Source organism: Alteromonas gracilis (assembly GCF_002993325.1).
Lineage (GTDB): Bacteria > Pseudomonadota > Gammaproteobacteria > Enterobacterales > Alteromonadaceae > Alteromonas > Alteromonas gracilis.
The window spans coordinates 293,976-313,735 of sequence record NZ_PVNO01000024.1 but is presented as its reverse complement, the minus strand read 5'-3'; the positions used below and the strand labels follow the sequence as shown (position 1 = coordinate 313,735).

Sequence of the window (19,760 nt, the reverse complement as noted above, 5' to 3'; positions counted from 1 at the left end):
GGAGTAACCGGTGAGCCCTCAAAGCCAGCAAGGCGCAATGCTAACTACATTAAAACGTATCGTGCAGGAAATTAGTCAGATTTCTGCACTCGATACGGCGTTATTCCGGCTTGCCTCGCGTGTTAAGCAAACGCTAAATGTGGACTCTTGTTCCATATATCTCGCTGACTACGAGGCGCAAGAGTTCATACTCAAAGCTACCGACGGTCTTCACCCAGACGCCGTAGAGCAAGTTCGCATTGGTTTCTCTGAAGGGCTTATTGGTCTTGTAGGACAACGAGAGGAACCTCTCAATATTGTTGATGCACCCAGCCACCCCAGGTTTAAGCACTACCCCGAAGTAAAAGAAGAAAAGTACAACGCGTTTCTGGGCACACCCATCATCAATCAAAGGCGTGTGCTTGGCGTTATTACGCTCCAGCAGGCTGAAATGCGACGCTTCAGCGAAGATGAAGAGGCGTTCTTGGTTACTCTGGCCGCGCAGCTAGCGTTGGAAATCACTAATGCCGATATTCGCGGTGCGCTGACACTCTCAAATTCCAATGACAACACTGCCCGACAAAAAAATGTGCGGGGCATTGCAGGCTCGCCAGGCTTAGCGATTGGTAAAGGGGTGTCGCTAGACAAGTCAATTAACCTGAAAAACTGGGTGGTAAAACGGACTGATTCTCCGTTAGATCAAATTCAATTATACCGCAAAGGGGTTGAGGTAACGCGAGGCCATGTGGACGCATTGTCTAATGGACTTGATGACGCCATTCCCGATGACGTTAAGTCTATATTTCAGCTATATCATCACCTGCTCGATGCAAATAGTTTGGGAAGAGAGGTTGAGGAAAAAATTCGCGAAGGTTGGGATGCGGCCTCATCACTGAAAATGGTCATAGAAAGCTATGCTGCTCGTTTTCGTGCGATGGACGACCCCTACATGCAAGAGCGTGCCATTGATATTGTTGACTTGTCAGACCGTATATTAGCCAACATTTTGTATGAAGCTAACGGTCAGAAAGTCACAGAGAAGGTCATCACAAAAGCCAGTATCTTGGTGGCTGATGAGGTTTCAGCGCCAATGCTTGCCGAGTTTCCAAGAGACAAGCTCCAGGGCATTATTTCTATTCGTGGTTCTAACAACTCTCACGCTGCAATTTTAGCAAGAGCTATGGGCGTGCCCGCCGTGATGGGCTGTCAAAATGTAACGCCAGCGCTTTTGGAAGACAAAGAAATTCTGCTTGATGGCTACTCTGGTGAAGTCATTATTTCCCCTGAGCGCAACATAAAAACAGAGTTTATTCAGCTCATTGAAGAAGAGTCGGCGATCGCCGAAAAGATTGATGCAGAGGCTGATAAACCGTGTGAAAGCGTAGATGGCTGCAGAATGTCGCTCTATATCAATGCTGGCCTATCTGCTGAAGTTGAATTAAACGCTGAGCAAATTGGTGCTGGTGTAGGGCTTTATAGAACTGAAATCCCGTTTATGCTTCGAGAGCGGTTCCCCTCAGAACAAGAGCAGGTCGAATTATATCGCCAAGTGTTAGAGGCTGCGCCCACATTACCTATCACTATGCGTACCTTGGACGTGGGAGGTGATAAGCCATTACCTTATTTTCCAATCAGCGAGGAAAATCCATTTCTGGGGTGGCGGGGTATTCGTCTAACGTTGGATCATCCCGAAATTTTCTTGGTTCAAGTACGCGCTATGCTTCGAGCAAGCGTAGGGCTAAGTAACCTACAAATAATGCTGCCCATGATCTCCACCGTGTCTGAAGTGCAAGAGGCAAAGCGACTTATTAATCAGGCATTTTACGAGATATCTGATGAAATAGCTGAGTCAGGAGAGGTCCTGAACAAACCTAAGTTAGGTATCATGCTTGAAGTACCTTCTGTACTTTATCAATTACCTCAATTGGCCAAGCACGTCGACTTTTTCTCGGTAGGCAGCAATGACTTAACCCAGTATTTACTAGCGGTAGATAGAAACAATACGCGAGTAGCAGGTCTCTACAACAGTTATCATCCTGCGGTATTAGGTGCGCTTTACGATGTGGTGCAAAAAGCTAATCAGAATCAGGTGCCGGTGACTATTTGTGGCGAAATTGCCGGTGAGCCTGCTGGCGCATTACTGCTAATGGGGATGGGATACCGCCGATTGAGTATGAATGGTTTTAACTTAAGGAAGATCAACTGGCTTATTCGAAAAGTCACGTTAGATGAGTGTAAGCAATTACTTTCGCTGGCACTTACTTCAGTGAATCAAGAAGAAGTCTTTGTGCACTTGAATAAATATCTTGAAACAAAGGGCCTTGGAGGCCTTATCCGAGCAGGTGCCTAAGGAATGGACCCATTCGTTGTTATCATAGTCAGTTGCCTGATTCTAGGCTCCGTTGTTGGCATTCTCGCGGGAATGCTTGGCATTGGCGGTGGTCTTATTATCGTGCCTGCACTGTCGTATTTGCTCATTCACTTTATGGGAATGACCACTGAAACTGTCATGCCGGTTGCTATTGCTACTTCGCTTTCAACCATTATTTTTACGGGCATGTCCTCGGCGCTCGCTCATTACAAACTCGGTAATATTCAACGTAGAGTGGTGCTTTACACGGGCTTGGGCATTGCCGTTGGCGCTATTATAGGCGCACAGGTGGCAAGTCATATATCCGGTGAGCTCTTAAAGGATATTTTTGCCGTACTAGTTATTTTAATTGCACTGCAAATGATATTCGGGAAACAAAAAGCGTCCGAAAACGAAGCGTCTAACGGCACCTTATCCGTCGTAGGAGGTGGTGCTGGTTTGCTAAGTGCGTTGATGGGCATAGGTGGTGGTGCATTGTTGGTGCCTGCTCTAGTATGGTTTCGTGTTAATGTACGCGCGGCTATCGGCTGTGCTGCTTTTTGCGGCTTAGTTATTGCGGTCTTTGGAACCACTAGTTTTGTTATTGCAGGGTGGAATGCGATAGATGTACCAGAACACAGTTTAGGATATGTTTATTTACCCGCTACAGCTGGTATTGTTGCTACCTCGATGTTCACCGCAAATATTGGCGCGAAGCTTGGACAGCGCGTGAACGTTCGCATATTGAAAGCGATGTTGGCATGCTTGCTGGTTCTCGTAAGTATTAGAATGATTTTAGGAATTGAATAAAGTAATGGAACAGAGCAGTTATCTGGTATTCCCCAGTATCGACCCCGTTATCTTCAGTATGGGCCCGTTAAGTGTTCGTTGGTACGGTCTAATGTACCTTGTGGGCTTCATCGCCGCCTATCTATTGGCACAAAAGCGCCTGTCACAAACGAATTGGAGTCGCGAGCAGCTAAGCGATTTACTTTTCTGGAGCTTTGTTGGCGTTATTTTAGGTGGCCGTATCGGTTACGTATTCTTTTATCAGTTTGGCATGTTCCTCGACGACCCGCTGTATCTCTTTAAGATTTGGGCTGGCGGTATGTCATTCCACGGTGGATTACTTGGAGTATTGGCGGCGCTGTTTTGGCGAGCGAAGTGTATGAACACGACTTTCCTGAGATTAGGGGACTTCGTCGCGCCACTTGTACCGATTGGGTTAGGTGCAGGGCGAATTGGAAACTTCCTTAACGCAGAGCTTTGGGGGCGCAGTACCGATGTGCCATGGGCGGTTATATTTCCCAATGCGGGTAATGTGCCTCGCCATCCCTCTCAGCTCTACGAGTTTGCGCTAGAGGGGGTTTTACTCTTTATCATTTTATGGCTTTATTCTGCTAAAAAGCGCCCAGTAGGGGCAGTCAGTGGTTTGTTCTTATTAGGCTACGGAAGCTTCCGTTTTATCGTTGAGTTTTTCAGAGAGCCCGACGCGCATATTGGCTTATATCAAATGGGCCTAAGCCAAGGACAACTTCTTTGTTTACCTATGATTGCTTTAGGAATAGGATTATTAGTACGCGCATATATGCGTGGAAAAGACCGTGTTGAACAGTAAATAAATATAAGAATAACGATGAAAGAATATCTCGCATTAATGCGCCATGTACGTGATACGGGTGTGAAAAAGGAAGATCGAACTGGTACGGGTACGTTAAGTGTATTTGGCTATCAGATGCGATTTAACCTCCAAGAAGGTTTTCCGTTGGTGACCACGAAGAAGTGCCACCTTAAATCAATTATTCATGAGCTGCTTTGGTTTCTAAAAGGCGAGACTAACATCGCCTATTTAAAAGAGCATGGCGTGAAAATATGGGATGAATGGGCAACTGATGAGGGTGAGCTTGGCCCTATTTATGGTCAACAGTGGCGCAGTTGGGATCGCGGCGATGGTACGTCGGTAGATCAAATCGCAGAAGTGGTAGAGCAAATCAAGACCAACCCTGACTCTCGACGTCTTATCGTGAGCGGGTGGAATCCAGCGGTTTTGCCAGACACCAATTATTCTCCAAAAGAAAATGCGGCAATGGGTAAACAGGCGCTGCCCCCTTGTCACACGCTGTTCCAGTTCTATGTGCTTGACGGAAAGCTAAGCTGTCAGCTGTATCAACGCAGCGGCGACATTTTCTTGGGCGTGCCATTTAATATTGCAAGTTATGCACTTCTCACCATGATGATTGCCCAAGTTTGCGATCTGGAGCCCGGTGATTTCATTCATACGCTAGGTGATGCGCACTTGTACTCAAATCATCTTGAACAGGTCGAGCTGCAGCTTAGCCGCGAGCCGTTTGCACGTCCAACAATGGAAATAAACCCGGAAGTTAAAGACATCTTTGGGTTTTCTTTTGACGACTTCACGCTAAAAAACTACCAGTCACATCCACACATTAAAGCCCCCGTCGCAGTTTAAGGCGTTACCATGAGTACTCCAATATTGATTTGCGACGACTCGGGTTTCGCAAGGCGTCAAATGGCGCGTAGTTTGCCTGATAATTGGGATGTGGATGTTTCTTTTGCTGAAAATGGTGAACAGGCGCTAACGCTTATTCGAGAAGGTAAAGGAGATGTCGTTTTTTTAGATCTCAATATGCCGGTTATGGATGGCTATCAAACAATGGAAGCTATCCGTAAGTTCGACTTACCGTGTTTGGTAATCGTTGTGTCGGGTGATGTGCAGGCACAAGCACGAGAAAAAATGCTGGCGCTTGGTGCATTAGATTTTATCAGAAAGCCCATCGATAACGAAAAGCTCAGCCATATATTATCGTCTTACGGTATCTACAGTGGTGAAGGTCATTCGTCAGGTGCTCGTTTAAACACAGTGCAAAAAAATGATGCGCCTCAAACACGAGATGAACCGACAAGCAACGAAGATAAATTAGACGCCTGTAGGGAAATGGTGAACATCGCTATGGGGCGAGCAGGGGAAAACCTCGCTGAACTACTGGGTGAATTCATTGATTTACCTATCCCGAATGTAAACCTTATAGAGAGCAACGAACTCTCTATGGCGGTGGCTGAGATAAACCGAAACGAGAGCGTGTCAGCGGTTTCTAAGGGATTTATCAGCGAGGGCATAAGTGGTGAAGCACTGGTGATCTTCAATGACACCAACTCTCAAAACATCGTTGACCTACTAAAATACCCGCCTTCAGCGTCGTCTGATAAATTAGCGTTAGAAGCGCTTATGGACGTGTCTAATATCCTTATCGGTGCGTGCTTGAACGGTTTGTCTGAACAGTTAAACGTAGCATTCAGTCACACTCACCCAGTGTTGCTTGGTCAACATCAAGGTTTGTCAGCGTTGTTGAGTGATAATGTGCACCGGTGGGGCAAGCTAATGGCCATAGAGATTGGGTATGCCATTAAAGCAAGGGATATCTCGTTTGATTTACTGCTGCTCTTTCCCGGAGATGCCATGAATCACGTTTACGAACGCTTATTAAGTGATGAAATGGACGCTAACGGTGGCAAGGAAAGTCTATGAATGCTTCAACAAAAACGTTGACCCAGAACACGGAAGGTACGGCTTCTCAGGTTCCCCTGGAATTACTTGATTCCATAGAGGTTGGAATTGCGGTACTTGACCGTAATTTTACAGTACACGTGTGGAACAAGTTTTTAGAAAACCACAGCGCTAAAAAAGCACAGTCAGTGATTGGCGGCAGCATTTTTTCTCATTTTTCTGAGATAGATGAGGCATGGCTGAGAACGAAAATCGACCCGGTCTTCAATTTGAAAAGCCCTGTCTTCATTATATGGGAGCAGCGTCCTTTCTTATTCAAGTTTACCTGTAATCGCCCCGTTACTTGCGCCGCCGAGTTTATGTATCAAAACGTGACCATTTTTCCTATTGTAGAAAATAATGGCCGAGTTGAACGCTTTTGTATGCTTGTATACGACGTAACTGAGCAAGCGTTAGGCAAGTTGGGTATGGAGCACCTGAACGAAGAGCTGAAAACAGCGAGTCGCGTTGACGGTCTCACCGGGCTTTTTAACCGTCGCTATTGGCAAGAACGCTTTGACGAGATGTATAAGCTGTGCGTTCGTAGAGGTAAACCAAGTACAGCGCTCATGTTGGATATCGATCACTTTAAGCGCATTAACGATACTTACGGTCATCAAGCCGGTGATAAAGTTATTCAAATGCTTGCAGCGCTAATAAAGCGTTGTGTAAGGGAAACCGATTTAGCAGGACGATATGGCGGGGAAGAGTTTGCTATCATGTTGAATGATTCCACGGTAGAAGATGCGAGAGCCGTTGCAGAGCGAATTCGCCAACTCGCACAGCGTTTAACGGTTGAGCATGAAGGAGAGTCGATAAGTTTCACTGTTAGTCTTGGCCTTGCTCAATTCTCTGCAGACTTTAAAAGTGCGATGGCCTGGTTAGAATGTTCAGACCAAGCGCTTTATAAAGCAAAAGAAAGCGGCCGAAACCAATACTGTATTTACGAATAAAACCGGCTCAGCACTATTAAAGTGCCAAGCGAAGCGTATTTTTAAGCTCTTGAAAGGTTACAGGTTTTACAAGATGGTAACGAATACCCGAACGTAAAGAGGCTTCTTTATCGTCGCGATGTGCATTTGCTGTTAATGCGATGATAGGAAGGTCGGGACGGCCTTCCTTCAGTATTTTCGCAACCTCCAAACCGCTAATGTCTGGCAGGTTAATATCGAGTAAAACACAGTCAAAGGCGGTTTCATTGGCTCTGCTAATAGCATCATCGCCCGTGTAACTTACAGTCACCTCGTGCCCCATACATTGAAGCATGTATTCGACCAATTCAGCATTTATAGGCTCATCTTCAACAACTAATATTCGTGCCTTTTTCTCATCGGGCACTGCATTTTTGCTATTTGTGGTTAGATGACGAAGCGCATCTACAAACCTGTTTCGGTCGATTGGCTTTACAAAGCCTTGGTAGACCGGCAGTTCGCTAGTAGCGATGATATTTGCAATATCCGGTGTGGCTGATAATACGATTATGGGCGGAACCCTTTCTCTGTATATCGCTCGTAAAGTTTTTACCAGTTCAAGGCCATTCATCCCAGGCATATAAAGGTCGACAATAATTCCGGAGAACTGCAATATTTCATCGTGAAGGTTTAAAAGGTTTGCACCCGATGAAAACGTACGTGCTGTAAAACCCTCAGAGGTAATAATAGCTTGTAAATGTAGCCGTGAGATTTCGAGATCGTCAACCACCGCAAACTTGGCGTTAGACGGGGTTTCCACTGCTGGCTGTTTAATTTCGACGGGGTTAAGGGGGATAAAAATCTTAAACTCTGAACCTACGCCTACTGTGCTTGAAACTTCTATATCCCCACCAAGTTTAGCGATGCATTTGCTTGCAATAGATAGCCCAATACCTGCGCCAGGATAACGCCGAACGTTGGCATGTTCGCCGCGATAGAACCTCTCAAACATGCGTTTCTGAGTGACATCATCAATGCCTATTCCCGTATCGCTGATAACGACGACTAAGAATATTTCTCGTTTTTTGACTTGGGTTGTAATGGCAACATCAATTAGCCCATTGGTAGTAAACTTGACTGCGTTATCAAGTATGTTGGTTATCACCTTTGAAATAGCAATAGGATCCGTATTTACATACTGGGGTACGCTGTGACTGCAGTGCATATTAAATTCGATTTTCTTGTCTTTTACTTGGACTGAAAAAGGTGAAATACATTCATCAAGCAGGCTTATTAAATCAATTTTGGTTAATTGAAGGTCATCGTCGGCTTTATTCGCAAGAACCTCAGTCAGATTATTCGTAAGGTTAAGTAATCGATAGCTGGACTGCTCTGCCTGTTGAATTAAATGAGAACGCTTAGACTCCATGTTCGGAATAAGCTCAAGTGCACTGATTATTGCGCTTATCGGTGCGCGAAACTCATGGCTAATAAGCTGCAAAAACGCTTTATTTTGCATCTCGGAGTCATCGTTTATTGGGGTCACTCTTAACTTTGACTTACTAAACTTATGGCGGCCACTACGTGTATGTCTTTTGTAGATTAACCAAGCCACAAAGTACCACGATGACAGCGCTATAACGCCGACGATGAGGGTAAGATAGAAGCGACTGTAGAGGCCTTGTAATTCATTGAAGTTAGCGCTTTCGCGGTCTTGGATGAACGTCATCAGAGGAAGTAGGGTCAATCCACTCGTGTCGTAACGTGCTGCTATATTCGGCGGGCTCTTCACGAGAGTATGTACTAGATTAAGCACATCGACAGCCTTTTGCTCGCTTGGTCCATTGCCTAAATTACGAGATATTGCTAAAAAGGTATCCTCATCCAAGATACGGCCTGCTTCGGAGATACCTAGTTCGGTCTCAAAGAAAAGACGTAAGTTCTGATGGGCTACGCTTAATGGTAGTTTAAGATTATTAAACGATGCCGTTGCAGTAGGGGAGTCAGCGAAATTACGAAGATTGTAGCGGTTGATGTGCTGCTCAGCAGCAAGAATGTCAGCTTCAATGGCGTGCCCTTTTGTCAGGCTCGCTACGATGCGTTTCTCTTGGTTAACGAGACTTATCAAAAAGGTAACGGTGATCAGCGCAATAAGCCCTGCGATGACGTTTACTTTTAGTAAAGTAAACTTCAGGACTTTCGCTAATGGTTTGCTCTTTACATGGTCAACCTTGGCTGCACTCAATATTCTTCCTTGGTAGCTAGTTTTAAAACTACACCCTTAGTTTAAATGTAGATAACACTTGGGAACTTGCAAGGCATTAAGATTAAATTACCCTCTTTCAACCCGGTTGATATGGTGGCGAATAGCATATAAGAAGCAGAGGCTTGGAATTACCATTGCGGCAGTTAGAATAAAAAATAAGCTCCAGTCACCGTGCAAACTGTCTACGACTACACCACTGCTAGAGGCAACCAACGTTCGCCCTGCAACGCTCAGCGATGCCATTAGTGCATATTGTGTAGCGCTAAAGGCCCGGTTACATAACAGCGATATAAAGGCGACCATCGCCACGGTGCTCCATGCGCCCGTAAAGCCGTCAACGATTACAGTTACCGCTAGTAGAGAAGTAGAAGGACCTGTTTGCGCAATAAGCGCAAAGAGAAGGTTTGACGCGGCCATTGCCACACCGGCAGTCATAAGCCCCCGATATATGCCATAGCGAATATTAACAAGGCCACCTAATAGAGAAAAAATAATCGTTACCCACCAGTTGAGCAGTTTTGAATATGTCGCGATATCGCTGTTAGAGAAGCCAATTTCTTTATAAAAAACGATACTCATTCGACCAAGAAAGGCCTCGCCGATTTTGAATAGAAAAATAAAAAGTAAAAAAGATGCTGCGAGCTTAACGCCATTACGACTAAAAAATTCCGAAAACGGTGTGACAAGTGTAGTTCTAACCCAGTAAACAACGGGAGAGCTATTCGTCTTGTGAGTGATTTTTTGAAGCAAGGCTTCCCTGTCAATGAGAGGTTCATTGGCTATTAGGGTTGCACACATTAATAACGCCATAATTGCCGCTAACAGCAGGTAAATGTCAGGCCAAGACCAGGCGGTTAAATCGGCGAGAAAAAATGGAATTGCGCCAAGCCCGCCATAGCCAGTCCACCACCCAGCCGTTGCCATCGAAGACGCTGCAGACAATCCATCCTTGTCGTCTTTATCTATGCAATCGATACGGAAGCCGTCAATGGCGATGTCTTGCGTAGCAGACGCAATAGCGATCAGTAAGCCTACAAACGCGACATAGTACAAATCGTAAGTTGCAGTTAGTTGAGACATACCGAGGCACAAAAGCACAATGCATAACTGCATCGCGAAAATCCAGCCTTTGCGTTGACCTAAAAAAGGCGGCTTAACCTTGTCGACCAGGGGAGACCATAAGAAATTAAAGGAGTAAGTGGCAAAAATAATTCCAAAGAGTCCTATGGCGGAACGAGAGAGCCCCTCATCTTTTAACCAGGCTGAAAGTACTGAGCCAATCATTATCCATGGAAAGCCACTGGAAATACCAAACAGAAAAATACTCAGATAGCGCTTGTCATTGAAAGTCTTTAAAGCGGTTAGCAAAACTTCAGCCCTGGGAAGTAACTCAAAAGCGTATTGAGCCATGAACCACATTGTTTAGCAACAATACTTGGCTAATAACACCTAGCAATAGCAGGCTAAAGGGAGCGGTATATGAGTAGAGAGCAACGTATCTTGTGGGTTTGAGAAAAACCACAACGGGAACGGTGTTAAGGACGAACACCCACACAGTCGAGTGGACAGTGCCCTAAACCTTCCAAGAAATTGACGCAGTTTGTAAGCTCGTCAACAAGAAAACGATCTTGTCTAAGCTTATCTTCATTCCAATAATGTACTTGATGCAGTAAATGCCAAAAAACGCGTTCCTTTTGAGTGTAGGGCTGGGTTAACGTAAATTCAATTTGACCCCATTCCTCCATGCTATCCCAAAAAAATAGCTCCAACTCCTCAATAGGAAGCTCATCTTGCCAAAATGCTCTCAAATAGAAACATAGCTGTTTCGCTTTGTTATCTACAAATTCCTGAACATTCACAAGTAACTCAACCGCCTTTGTTTACTAAATTAAAGTATAGTCCAATTCGCAATTTTCACTCGCTAAGCTAATTGATAATTTGTCTTATTAACCTAGGTGTCTGTTTTGGGTGAATATTTAGACTAGGCTTAAGACGAGAGAATTACCAGCCTAAATGACGTGTCCAACCAATGATATTATTTGCAATTATCTGAATTTGCGGGTTTTTTTGAGTTTCCTTTATACTAAAGGCTAAAAAGCTGCTGGGGATCGTTATCTGCCTGTAGTGTATTTTAAGTTCATTTTTTGCTCTTATTTTCCTTTTTAATGTTGTACTTGCTTCCCAATCGTTAAACGCGCTGAGTGATAAATCTAAAACCGGATATTCCGCTTTTGCCATGGTATCAACCAGCAGATTATTCGTCGTATCTTCAGGCCAAAAAGGTGAGATTGCGATGAAGGTGTCAGGATGTAAATTAGGTTGTAGCTCTGCCGCCGAGAAATAGGTCGCGGCAAGCATGCCTTGCGCAATCACCATGCGATAGCCAGAGCGGTTCTGTAAATAATTATTCAATGCGTTGACCTGCAAGATTAATGCAGACGTAGCTGTTTCGAAATTAAGGTATTGAGTAAGTTGATTACTTCTTGGGTGTATTGCTTCGTCAGCTTGATTGTTTTGTGCTGCATCATCTTCTGGAGTGCTAGCGGCTGCCTCATCTGCTGAAGGCTTAGGGGCTAAAGGCAAGTTTACGGGGCTAATTACTACGTGCCATCCTTTTTCAGCGAGCAAGTCGGCAAGGCTGTTGCCCTCTGCGAGTGTAAGGCTTGAGGGAAAAGGCTCGGTAAAGATAATCGCAGTACCAAGAGATAAAGGGGTTTTTGCCTCTACCTCAATAATGGGGGCCTCTGCCTCACCGACCATTATTGATTTAACTTCCCCTGGAAGATAAGCATTGCTCACATCATTGAAAAAGTCGCCGTAAGCTATCACAGGGAACATAGACACCATGACAAAAAAATAGAAGGTGATGGATTTCCTGTTCATATAAGCGTGCTATGCCTTTTCATTCTCTCAACGATGATATCTTCGATACTGTGAAACAACGAGATATTACAATTCTAGTTTTTATCGGCAAATAAAATGAAAACTAAAGGGGGGGCCGAATATAATGAACTAGGTTTTCGGTTTGGTGTTTCGCAAACAACGAGCCTATTGTGTTTCAACTGAAAGCGAACTGGGGCGATGCTGACTAAAGGGAATTGGTGTTTGAAAATGAAGCCATTGGCCCTGTGTAGGGTGACAGAAACTTAAGCTTTGAGCATGAAGCTGCAAACGAGGCGCCATAGCAAGTGCCTCGTCGTGAGCATAAAGCCTGTCTCCCAAAATTGGATGCCCCAAGGCAAGCATATGTACTCGTAATTGATGTGAGCGCCCTGTGATAGGATAAAGTGCCACTAAAGAGTAAGGGCGCCCATTTTCATCCAAAGTTCGCTCTACCACCTCAAAACGGGTCATCGCTTTTTTGCCGCGCTCAAAGTCAACCATTTGCTTTGGCCTATTAGGCCAATCACAAATAAGCGGCAGATCAACGTCACCTGTATCGGCTTCAATATGGCCGTGAACACGAGCAAAATAGCGCTTTTTGGTTTGCCTTAATTCGAACTGCTTTGAAATGTGACGATGGCTCTCTTTAGTAAGCGCCAATACCAGTATACCCGAGGTCGCCATGTCCAGCCTGTGGACCACAGTTGCGGTAGGGTATACACGGTTTACTCGGCTAATAAGCGAATCGCGATGCTCTAACGCTTTACCCGGCACGCTCAAAAGCCCACTCGGTTTATGCATGACCACCATATCCTCATCCTGATACAAAATATCAAGATAAGGCGTCATAGGTGGGTTATAAACAAAGCTCGGGTTTGCCATTATTTTCTCATTACTTGACGTGCAACTAAAGCGTTCAGCGCCACGCGTTATATTACGGGTTATTAACGACTATGCGCAGCGCGTCTAGCTCAACATCTGCTTCTTGAATAACTTTATCCAGCGCATTCATTTGCGTTTCAATAAATTCAATTTCACTGTCACGAACAGCAGGATTACGTTTTTGAAGGTCGCGCAATCGCTGTATTTCTTCGTTTAGTGTGTTGTGCATGTTGTTAAGCGCATCATGTTGCTTTTGATTTGCCTGCTGATGGGCAAGCTTGCGCGCTTTCTCAATAGCTAATTCTAGGGGCTGTTGCAGTGCTTTTAAAAGCTGCGCCGAGATTTTGCGACCAATCTTACGCTTAACATCAAAGCTTAAATCTGAAGGGTTTCCTTGCGCATCTAAACATACGCGTACTGGCGTTTGTGGCAAGAAACGACCAAGCTGCAATGCTTTGGGGGCTTGTGCCTGAAGTACGAATAACGCTTCTATCCAGTAGGCGCCTTTAGGCAGAGACGGCTCTGCAATAAAGCCCATACTGCTTTTTCCATGTACATCAGTAAGTACGACATCTATGGCAGTATGAACAAGCGGGTGGTCCCAGCTTAAAAACTGAACGTTTTCTAGGGTGGTGGCAATGCGGCGTTTGTAGGTGACTGTCATGCCTTCTGGATCTAAGCCTGGGAGCTGGCTTACCATAGACTCCGTTGGCATAAGAATAAAACAGTCGTTACCTTTCTCGTCTTGCTGTACGCCAATAGCATCGAATACACGGCCCATAAAACGGGAGAGATCTTGCTCTGTATCTAACGCAATAATGTCCTCAAGTAGTTGCTCTACACGTCCCTCGCCAGACGCATTTAGCTCTAGAAGACGGTCCCGTCCGGCTTCAAGCTGGGCGACGAGTTGACTATTTAGCGTAATACTCATGTTCACTAGCTCATCTCGCGCACTTATATCGTCAGGATGTAAACACGCACCAATAAGCAGAGGTTTAACATCATCAAATACGCCAGAACCGGTAGGGCAGGTCTTCTCAAAGGCATTAAGCCCTTCGTGATACCAGTCTAGTAATACGTGCTGTGCGGTTTTTGCTAAATACGGCACGTGGATTTGTACCGTTTGTGTTTGGCCAATGCGATCAAGACGACCAATTCGCTGTTCAAGTAAATCTGGCGTTATTGGTAAATCAAATAACACCAAGTGATGAGCAAACTGGAAATTACGGCCTTCACTGCCAATCTCGCTACATAATAAAATTTGTGCACCGTCTTCTTCATCCGCGAAGTAATGCGCCGCTTTATCGCGTTCAACAATGCTCATGCCTTCGTGAAATACGCTATGGCGAATACCGGTTTGGGTACGAATGACCTCGCCAAGTTCTTGTGCCGTGCGAGCGCTGGCGCAAATAAGCAGAATTTTTTCTGGCTTAACGCTTTGCATGAAATCAAGCAGCCATTCAACGCGAGGGTCGAGTTTAGTCCAGCTGTTCACCACGCTTGCCATGCGTTCTGGGTATAGTGAATAGGTTAGGTCACCGCCACTAACCGCGTCTGAATAAACGTCGGGTAAAGCAAGCTCATAGGCGTTTAATTTACGTATCGGAAACCCTTCAATATTGGCTCGGCGGTTTCTGAACAGCATCCGCCCTGTACCATGGCAATCGATCAGTTGATGCAGCAGCGCATGACGGTTTTCTGATGTGCTTAGATCGCCAGCATGTGCCATTACATCTGGTGCGAATTCATTGAGTTTACTGCGTTGTTTTTCGTTAGGTTCGGCGTCAGAGAGCAAAGGCGCTACTGCGTCGGCTAACTGGCTGTATTTTGACTCTTCTTCTAAGAAAGCGTCGTAGCTGTGAAAACGCGCTGGGTCTAATAATCGCAAGCGAGCAAAGTGGCTTTCGTGGCCAAGTTGATCAGGCGTTGCAGTCAGTAACAGCACACCAGGTGTCTGGTTAGCAAGCGCTTCTACACACTGATACTCTTCAGATGGCGCTTCGCTGGACCAAGCAAGGTGGTGGGCTTCATCAACTACCATTAAATCCCAAGTTGCAGCTTGAATTTGCTGCTGACGCTTTTTATTTTTGCTTAAGAAGTCGATACTACAAAGCACAAGCTGGTCGTTTTCAAAAGGATTGACCTCGCCATCATCAGAAGCTTCACTTTCTTCAATTGCTTCACAGCGATCTTCATCATAAATAGCGAAAGGAAGATTTACGCGACGGAGCATTTCCACTAACCATTGATGCACTAGTGAGTCAGGAACCAATATGAGTACTCGACTTGCACGGCCGGTCTTTAGCTGCTGATGAATGATCAGTGCGGCTTCAATGGTTTTACCTAGGCCTACTTCATCGGCAAGCAATACACGAGGCGCGTGTCTACCGCCTACTTCTGCGGCGATGTGAAGCTGGTGGGGAATTAAGGAGATACGTGCACCGGCAAGGCCGATAGTGCTAGAGCGAAGGTAATCATATTGGTGATCAAGCGCGCGCTCACGCAAGTCAAACCATTTTGGATTGTCTAGTTGCTGACTGAACAAACGCTTTTCAGGTTGGTTTAAGCGAATGTGGCTGTCTAACATCGTCTCAGGTAAACGTGCTTGCGCTTTGGTGTCTTCGCGAAGCCCGTGATAAACGAATAACCCCTGACTTTCTTCTTTTTCGGTAATGGTCATTTCCCAGCCGTCTTGGCTTTTTACCGTTTCGCCAATTTCAAATATCAGTCGTGTTAGCGGCGCATCTTGCTTGGTGTATTTTCGCGCTTCGCCCGTTGCTGGATATAGCACTTCAACCGAACGGAAATCGCTACCAATTACGACTCCTAACCCCAGTTCTATTTCTGTATTACTTAACCAGCGTTGACCAACTGAAAATTGACTATCTGAACTCATAAATTACCAACCTATATTTCGGGGGGCGGTATTGTACGCATTGCGTTGTGATAAGTCATTAATACTAGCTCATTTGATTTACGGTTGCAGGTGGGAGCGTAATCGAATACCTATGCCTACGCGTCAACAAGACGATTAGCACTACTAGGCCTTCATTACTTAACAACGAGAATGCTGGTAGCAAAAGAATAAGAACGTTAACGTGCCCATCAGGCTTGCTTTGTCACAGGGTTGGCGTAAAACTGTCGTATCACTGAACATGGATATTTCTTACTGTTAACTGCGTTACGTTTTTAACGTATGTGACGCGCAGCTAACAGGAGGAAGCGCGAGATGGATATGAAAGTAGACAGTCAAAAGCTTATACAACTTCGCAATGCTAAGGCATGGAGTCAGGGAGCCTTTGGAAGCAGCCAAATCGAGGGAAGTCGCGTTAGCACAAGCGTCAACTTCACTGCCGGGATTGCCTAAAGGAAACTATCTGATTTTGTCTTTCACCACTGACTTTGATTCAAAAACCACAATGAAAGTAGATACCCTTTCTATGGTGGAAGTTGATGGCGAATATAAAGCAATAGGCTACTTCATTAAGTAGCCTACTCAGGAAATTGGTACAAAGTCTCAATCCCTTGAATGGCTTTTAAAGCATCATCGCTTGTTGCATTGTTGATGGCTTTTATAAGTTCAGGTGCATTGTACGGTTCTAACAAGGTTAAGAACGTCGCTGTGCCAGGCGGCATGCCACTATTCACTGCTTTTTGAAGTCGCTTCCATACGGTGAACAGCGACTCCTCACCTAACGTTTTTTGCTGCACCACGCTATCGATGGCACGGTGCATTATCATCCCGCATGAATAATAAAGATTGAAGTGCCCGTTTTTGTAAGCTTGAGCCAGCGTAGTCTGCGCCAGCCCTTCAGTACAGCTCTCGAAAGCGCGGGTTATTCGACTTTCAACGTAGCTATTAGCGTCTTCATAGAGGAAGTTCATGGCGATTGCGGCAAAGTAGTCGGCGTTGCCCTCGTGCAGCCAAGACTGCTCCTTGTTTTCTGATACACCTTCGGTATTGCCGGGCTGATATAGGTGTGCGACTTCGTGAGCAAAGAACCACAGTGTTTGGTTAACAAAGCTGCTGTTATCGGCCTGCTCATTTAAGTCTTGTCTGTTCCAATGCATAAATATCTGGTTAGGTAGTGTGCCGCCTTGTCTAGAGTGATCATCTATGTTTGCGTAAGAGGCAAGTAGCATAGGCTTTTCACCCTTAAGCGGATTAAGAGAATGGGAAAAAAACGCCATCATGTTGGGGATGTCTTCTTCTAGCGAAACTTTGATGCTTTCAGGAAGTCCAGGGTCAATTAGGGCAACCACATCATTGGTAATAATTGGCTCTTGCTTACCCACATACACAACCCTTCCATTATTGTTATCTGTCCACGACACGCTGTTTTTCGTTACTTTGCCATTCAACACAATGTGTTCATCACTGGGAATATTGAGTGTCAGCTGCCATTTATTATCTTCTTCAGTACAGGTATTAGCACAAGCAAACAGTCGCCCAGAATGAAAGGCATTTCCACCGTCAGAAAAAGGAGAAAATGGCGCGTAATCTTTGCCCAAGTGTTTGTATGTAGGCGTCAGTGCAAAAGACACGGCAGAGAAAGACTTACCTGACTTAGAGCGCACAACTTCCTGGTGCTTGGCGTCATCAAAAACGATTTCAATATCGCTATCTTGCGCTAACCAACGTGTTGTTCTTGATGTATCTGGGTTTCTAACAAAAGCCAACGTTTTGGCTGGCGTAGTTAATGTGTAAGTGACTTCCCATTTCTCAACCGTGTCAGCCGTGCTTTTCTCAATGTGGATTAGCATGTTAGAAGAGGGAGTATCTTTGGGCGCTTGGCTATTCGCCCATGCAATTTCAACGCTAAAGCACACCAGTAGCGCTATTGTCATGCTTATGGCCGTTTTAATTGTTGCGATGTTAAACCAATTCATAACCTTCTTTCCCTGAGTATTATTAATTTGAATGCATTCACATTGTTGGGATGTTGCGGCACCTGGTTAGCCCCCTTTTTAACTCATCACCTCAACAACTATACCTTAGCGTATTTGGACTTTATAAACGCAGCTAAATTAGCGCTAAATGTCGGTAAAGTGTGAGTATTTGTTACGAAACAAGTATGTCTGTTTCTATTTCAATGCGGGATTAAAGCACTTTCCTCTCTTATATAACGACGTGAGAATGTTCATCCCTTGTCACTTGCTCTTACGAAAAATAAAAAAGAGAAAAACAGTGCTAATTCTTAAAAACTGGATTATGGTGGAATTAAGGGTTCGCGAATTTCACGAACGAACCTTTGAGGCAGAAAGTGAAGTACTGCTTCTCAGTCGACGCGAGTAGGGGAAGAAGTCCTGTTTCGAGCGGCATTCTCCTACAACCGTAACTGTAGCTTGTTAGTGCGTTCACAATTGAACAATACGCCTAACCTGGCTTTATTTACCGGAGTAAAGGATGCCAAGAAAAAATTCTACCGATACTAAGATTTACGTCCTCGATACCAATATCCTGCTGCACGAACCTCACGCTTTTCTCTCTTTTAAAGAACATGATGTTGTTATTCCAATGACCGTATTGGAAGAGCTCGACTATATCAAAGACAGTAAAAAAGACGTGGCGCGTGATGCACGGGTATCTATTCGGGCAATGGAGGATTTACTCCATGACGCAACACCAGAAGATATGCTTGCCGGTGTTTCGATGGAAGGGTTGGGAGCGGGTCAAACGGCACCTACAGGTAGCCTATCTATATTTGCCGATCTCAATATGGTTGAGGCCCAGCAGGTCTTCACTAGCAATGAGAACGACAACCGCATTATTAACGTAGCGTTGCACCTGCAAAAGACATTCGCGCCGCAAAAAGTGGTATTGGTGACTAAAGACTTAAACATGCGCCTTAAGGCGAAAGGGGCGGGCCTTGCTCATGTTGAAGATTATCGCACAGACCAACTTATAACCGATATCAAGTATCTATCCCGTGGCTTCCATACTTTTGAAGGCAATTTCTGGGAAAGTGTGAAAAGTGTAGACAGCCGCACTGAAGGTCGCGACACCATTCATACTATTCCTAAATCTATGCTGCCTGAGGCATACGTAAACGAATTTTTGCTTGATGAAACTAAGCAATTTGCGGGACTTGTAGAAGAGATCACCAACGACCATTTAGAAATACTCGATTTAGGCTATGAGCGTTTAATGGGGCGTCATGCTTGGGGCATTACACCTAAAAATATCGGTCAAGCCATGGCGCTTCACGCATTACTCGACCCCCATATTGATATGGTTATCCTGACGGGACCTGCCGGTAGCGGTAAAACGTTGCTTGCGTTGGCCGCAGCCCTTGAAATGGTTGTTGAGCGCAACATGTATGACAAAATTATTGTGACGCGCAGTACGCCGGAAATTGCCGAGTCCATCGGCTTCTTACCGGGGACGGAAGAAGAAAAAATGTTGCCTTGGCTGGCAGCGATTACTGATTCTTTAGAGGTACTGCACAAGCACGATGAAAATACCAAAGGCTCTATGAACTACATCATGGAAAAAGCCAACATTCAGTACAAATCGGTCAACTTTATGCGTGGTCGAAGCATCCAAAATGCTATTGTGATTTTGGATGAGTCGCAAAACTTAACCGCATCACAGCTCAAAACTATTATTACGCGTTGTGGTGAAGGAACTAAGCTCATTGTAGGCGGTAACCTGGCACAAATAGACAGTAACTATTTAAGTGCGGTGACTTCGGGCTTGACCTACTTAGTTGAGAAGTTTAAAGACTTTTCAGGCAGTGCCACCATTAATCTAGACGGTGTGGTAAGAAGTCGACTTGCGAGTTTTGCCGAAGAGAATTTGTAAGCTTATTTTTACTTTGCTCTTTCGGTTTTTAAAAAGGAAAGCGCCTGTTTTTTAGGCGCTTTTTTTATCTGAGAATAAACTGATTCATTTACGGTTTGCTTTAATGCAAGAGAGATAAT

15 protein-coding genes are annotated in these 19,760 nt (G+C 45.0%); 8 read left to right on the top strand and 7 right to left on the bottom strand.

What is annotated here, in order from left to right; all coding sequences use genetic code 11:
• Positions 1-37: 37 nt before the first annotated feature.
• The 6 genes from ptsP to C6Y39_RS08370 are packed head-to-tail and all read left to right on the top strand — an operon-like array spanning position 38 to position 6,847.
• Positions 38-2,329, top strand: coding sequence for a phosphoenolpyruvate--protein phosphotransferase (gene ptsP, locus C6Y39_RS08395; protein ID WP_105930865.1), 2,292 nt, complete (start codon positions 38-40; stop codon positions 2,327-2,329).
• A 3-nt stretch (positions 2,330-2,332) separates the two neighbouring features.
• Positions 2,333-3,139: a sulfite exporter TauE/SafE family protein gene (locus tag C6Y39_RS08390; RefSeq protein ID WP_105930812.1), complete on the top strand. Its 807-nt coding sequence runs from the start codon at positions 2,333-2,335 to the stop codon at positions 3,137-3,139.
• A gap of 4 nt (positions 3,140-3,143) precedes the next feature.
• Positions 3,144-3,947, top strand: a complete 804-nt coding sequence (gene lgt / locus C6Y39_RS08385) for a prolipoprotein diacylglyceryl transferase (protein ID WP_105930811.1) — start codon at positions 3,144-3,146, stop codon at positions 3,945-3,947.
• Positions 3,948-3,965: 18 nt separating this feature from the next.
• Positions 3,966-4,799, top strand: a complete 834-nt coding sequence (locus tag C6Y39_RS08380; RefSeq protein WP_105930810.1) for a thymidylate synthase — start codon at positions 3,966-3,968, stop codon at positions 4,797-4,799.
• A 9-nt stretch (positions 4,800-4,808) separates the two neighbouring features.
• Positions 4,809-5,876: a response regulator gene (locus C6Y39_RS08375; RefSeq protein WP_105930809.1), complete on the top strand. Its 1,068-nt coding sequence runs from the start codon at positions 4,809-4,811 to the stop codon at positions 5,874-5,876.
• Complete coding sequence (locus tag C6Y39_RS08370; protein ID WP_105930808.1) at positions 5,873-6,847, top strand: sensor domain-containing diguanylate cyclase; 975 nt, start codon at positions 5,873-5,875, stop codon at positions 6,845-6,847. The genes C6Y39_RS08375 and C6Y39_RS08370 overlap by 4 nt, the downstream gene beginning before the upstream one ends.
• Positions 6,848-6,863: 16 nt before the next feature.
• On the opposite strand, the gene C6Y39_RS08365 is transcribed toward C6Y39_RS08370, so the two are convergent.
• From C6Y39_RS08365 to rapA, 6 genes are all read right to left on the bottom strand, one after another.
• Positions 6,864-9,050, bottom strand: coding sequence for a hybrid sensor histidine kinase/response regulator (locus C6Y39_RS08365; RefSeq protein ID WP_105930807.1), 2,187 nt, complete (start codon positions 9,048-9,050; stop codon positions 6,864-6,866).
• Between the two features lie 87 nt (positions 9,051-9,137).
• Positions 9,138-10,481, bottom strand: coding sequence for an AmpG family muropeptide MFS transporter (locus C6Y39_RS08360; RefSeq protein WP_105930806.1), 1,344 nt, complete (start codon positions 10,479-10,481; stop codon positions 9,138-9,140).
• 125 nt (positions 10,482-10,606) lie between these two features.
• Positions 10,607-10,930, bottom strand: a complete 324-nt coding sequence (locus tag C6Y39_RS08355) for a hypothetical protein (protein WP_105930805.1) — start codon at positions 10,928-10,930, stop codon at positions 10,607-10,609.
• Between the two features lie 142 nt (positions 10,931-11,072).
• A complete protein-coding gene (locus C6Y39_RS08350; RefSeq protein WP_105930804.1) occupies positions 11,073-11,954 on the bottom strand; it encodes a DUF3530 family protein in 882 nt (293 codons plus the stop codon).
• A 165-nt stretch (positions 11,955-12,119) separates the two neighbouring features.
• A complete protein-coding gene (gene rluA / locus C6Y39_RS08345) occupies positions 12,120-12,836 on the bottom strand; it encodes a bifunctional tRNA pseudouridine(32) synthase/23S rRNA pseudouridine(746) synthase RluA (protein WP_105930803.1) in 717 nt (238 codons plus the stop codon).
• A 52-nt stretch (positions 12,837-12,888) separates the two neighbouring features.
• On the bottom strand, positions 12,889-15,732 hold the full coding sequence (gene rapA, locus C6Y39_RS08340) for an RNA polymerase-associated protein RapA (RefSeq protein WP_105930802.1): 2,844 nt from the start codon (positions 15,730-15,732) through the stop codon (positions 12,889-12,891).
• Between the two features lie 376 nt (positions 15,733-16,108).
• Between rapA and C6Y39_RS08335 the strand changes: the two genes are divergently transcribed.
• On the top strand, positions 16,109-16,327 hold the full coding sequence (locus C6Y39_RS08335) for a DUF4019 domain-containing protein (protein ID WP_276309292.1): 219 nt from the start codon (positions 16,109-16,111) through the stop codon (positions 16,325-16,327).
• Between the two features lies 1 nt (position 16,328).
• Here the strand turns inward: C6Y39_RS08335 and C6Y39_RS08330 are convergent, their stop codons facing one another.
• Positions 16,329-17,726, bottom strand: coding sequence for a hypothetical protein (locus C6Y39_RS08330; RefSeq protein ID WP_105930801.1), 1,398 nt, complete (start codon positions 17,724-17,726; stop codon positions 16,329-16,331).
• Positions 17,727-18,243: 517 nt separating this feature from the next.
• Between C6Y39_RS08330 and C6Y39_RS08325 the strand changes: the two genes are divergently transcribed.
• On the top strand, positions 18,244-19,641 hold the full coding sequence (locus tag C6Y39_RS08325; protein WP_105930800.1) for a PhoH family protein: 1,398 nt from the start codon (positions 18,244-18,246) through the stop codon (positions 19,639-19,641).
• The last annotated feature ends 119 nt before the right edge of the window (positions 19,642-19,760 follow it).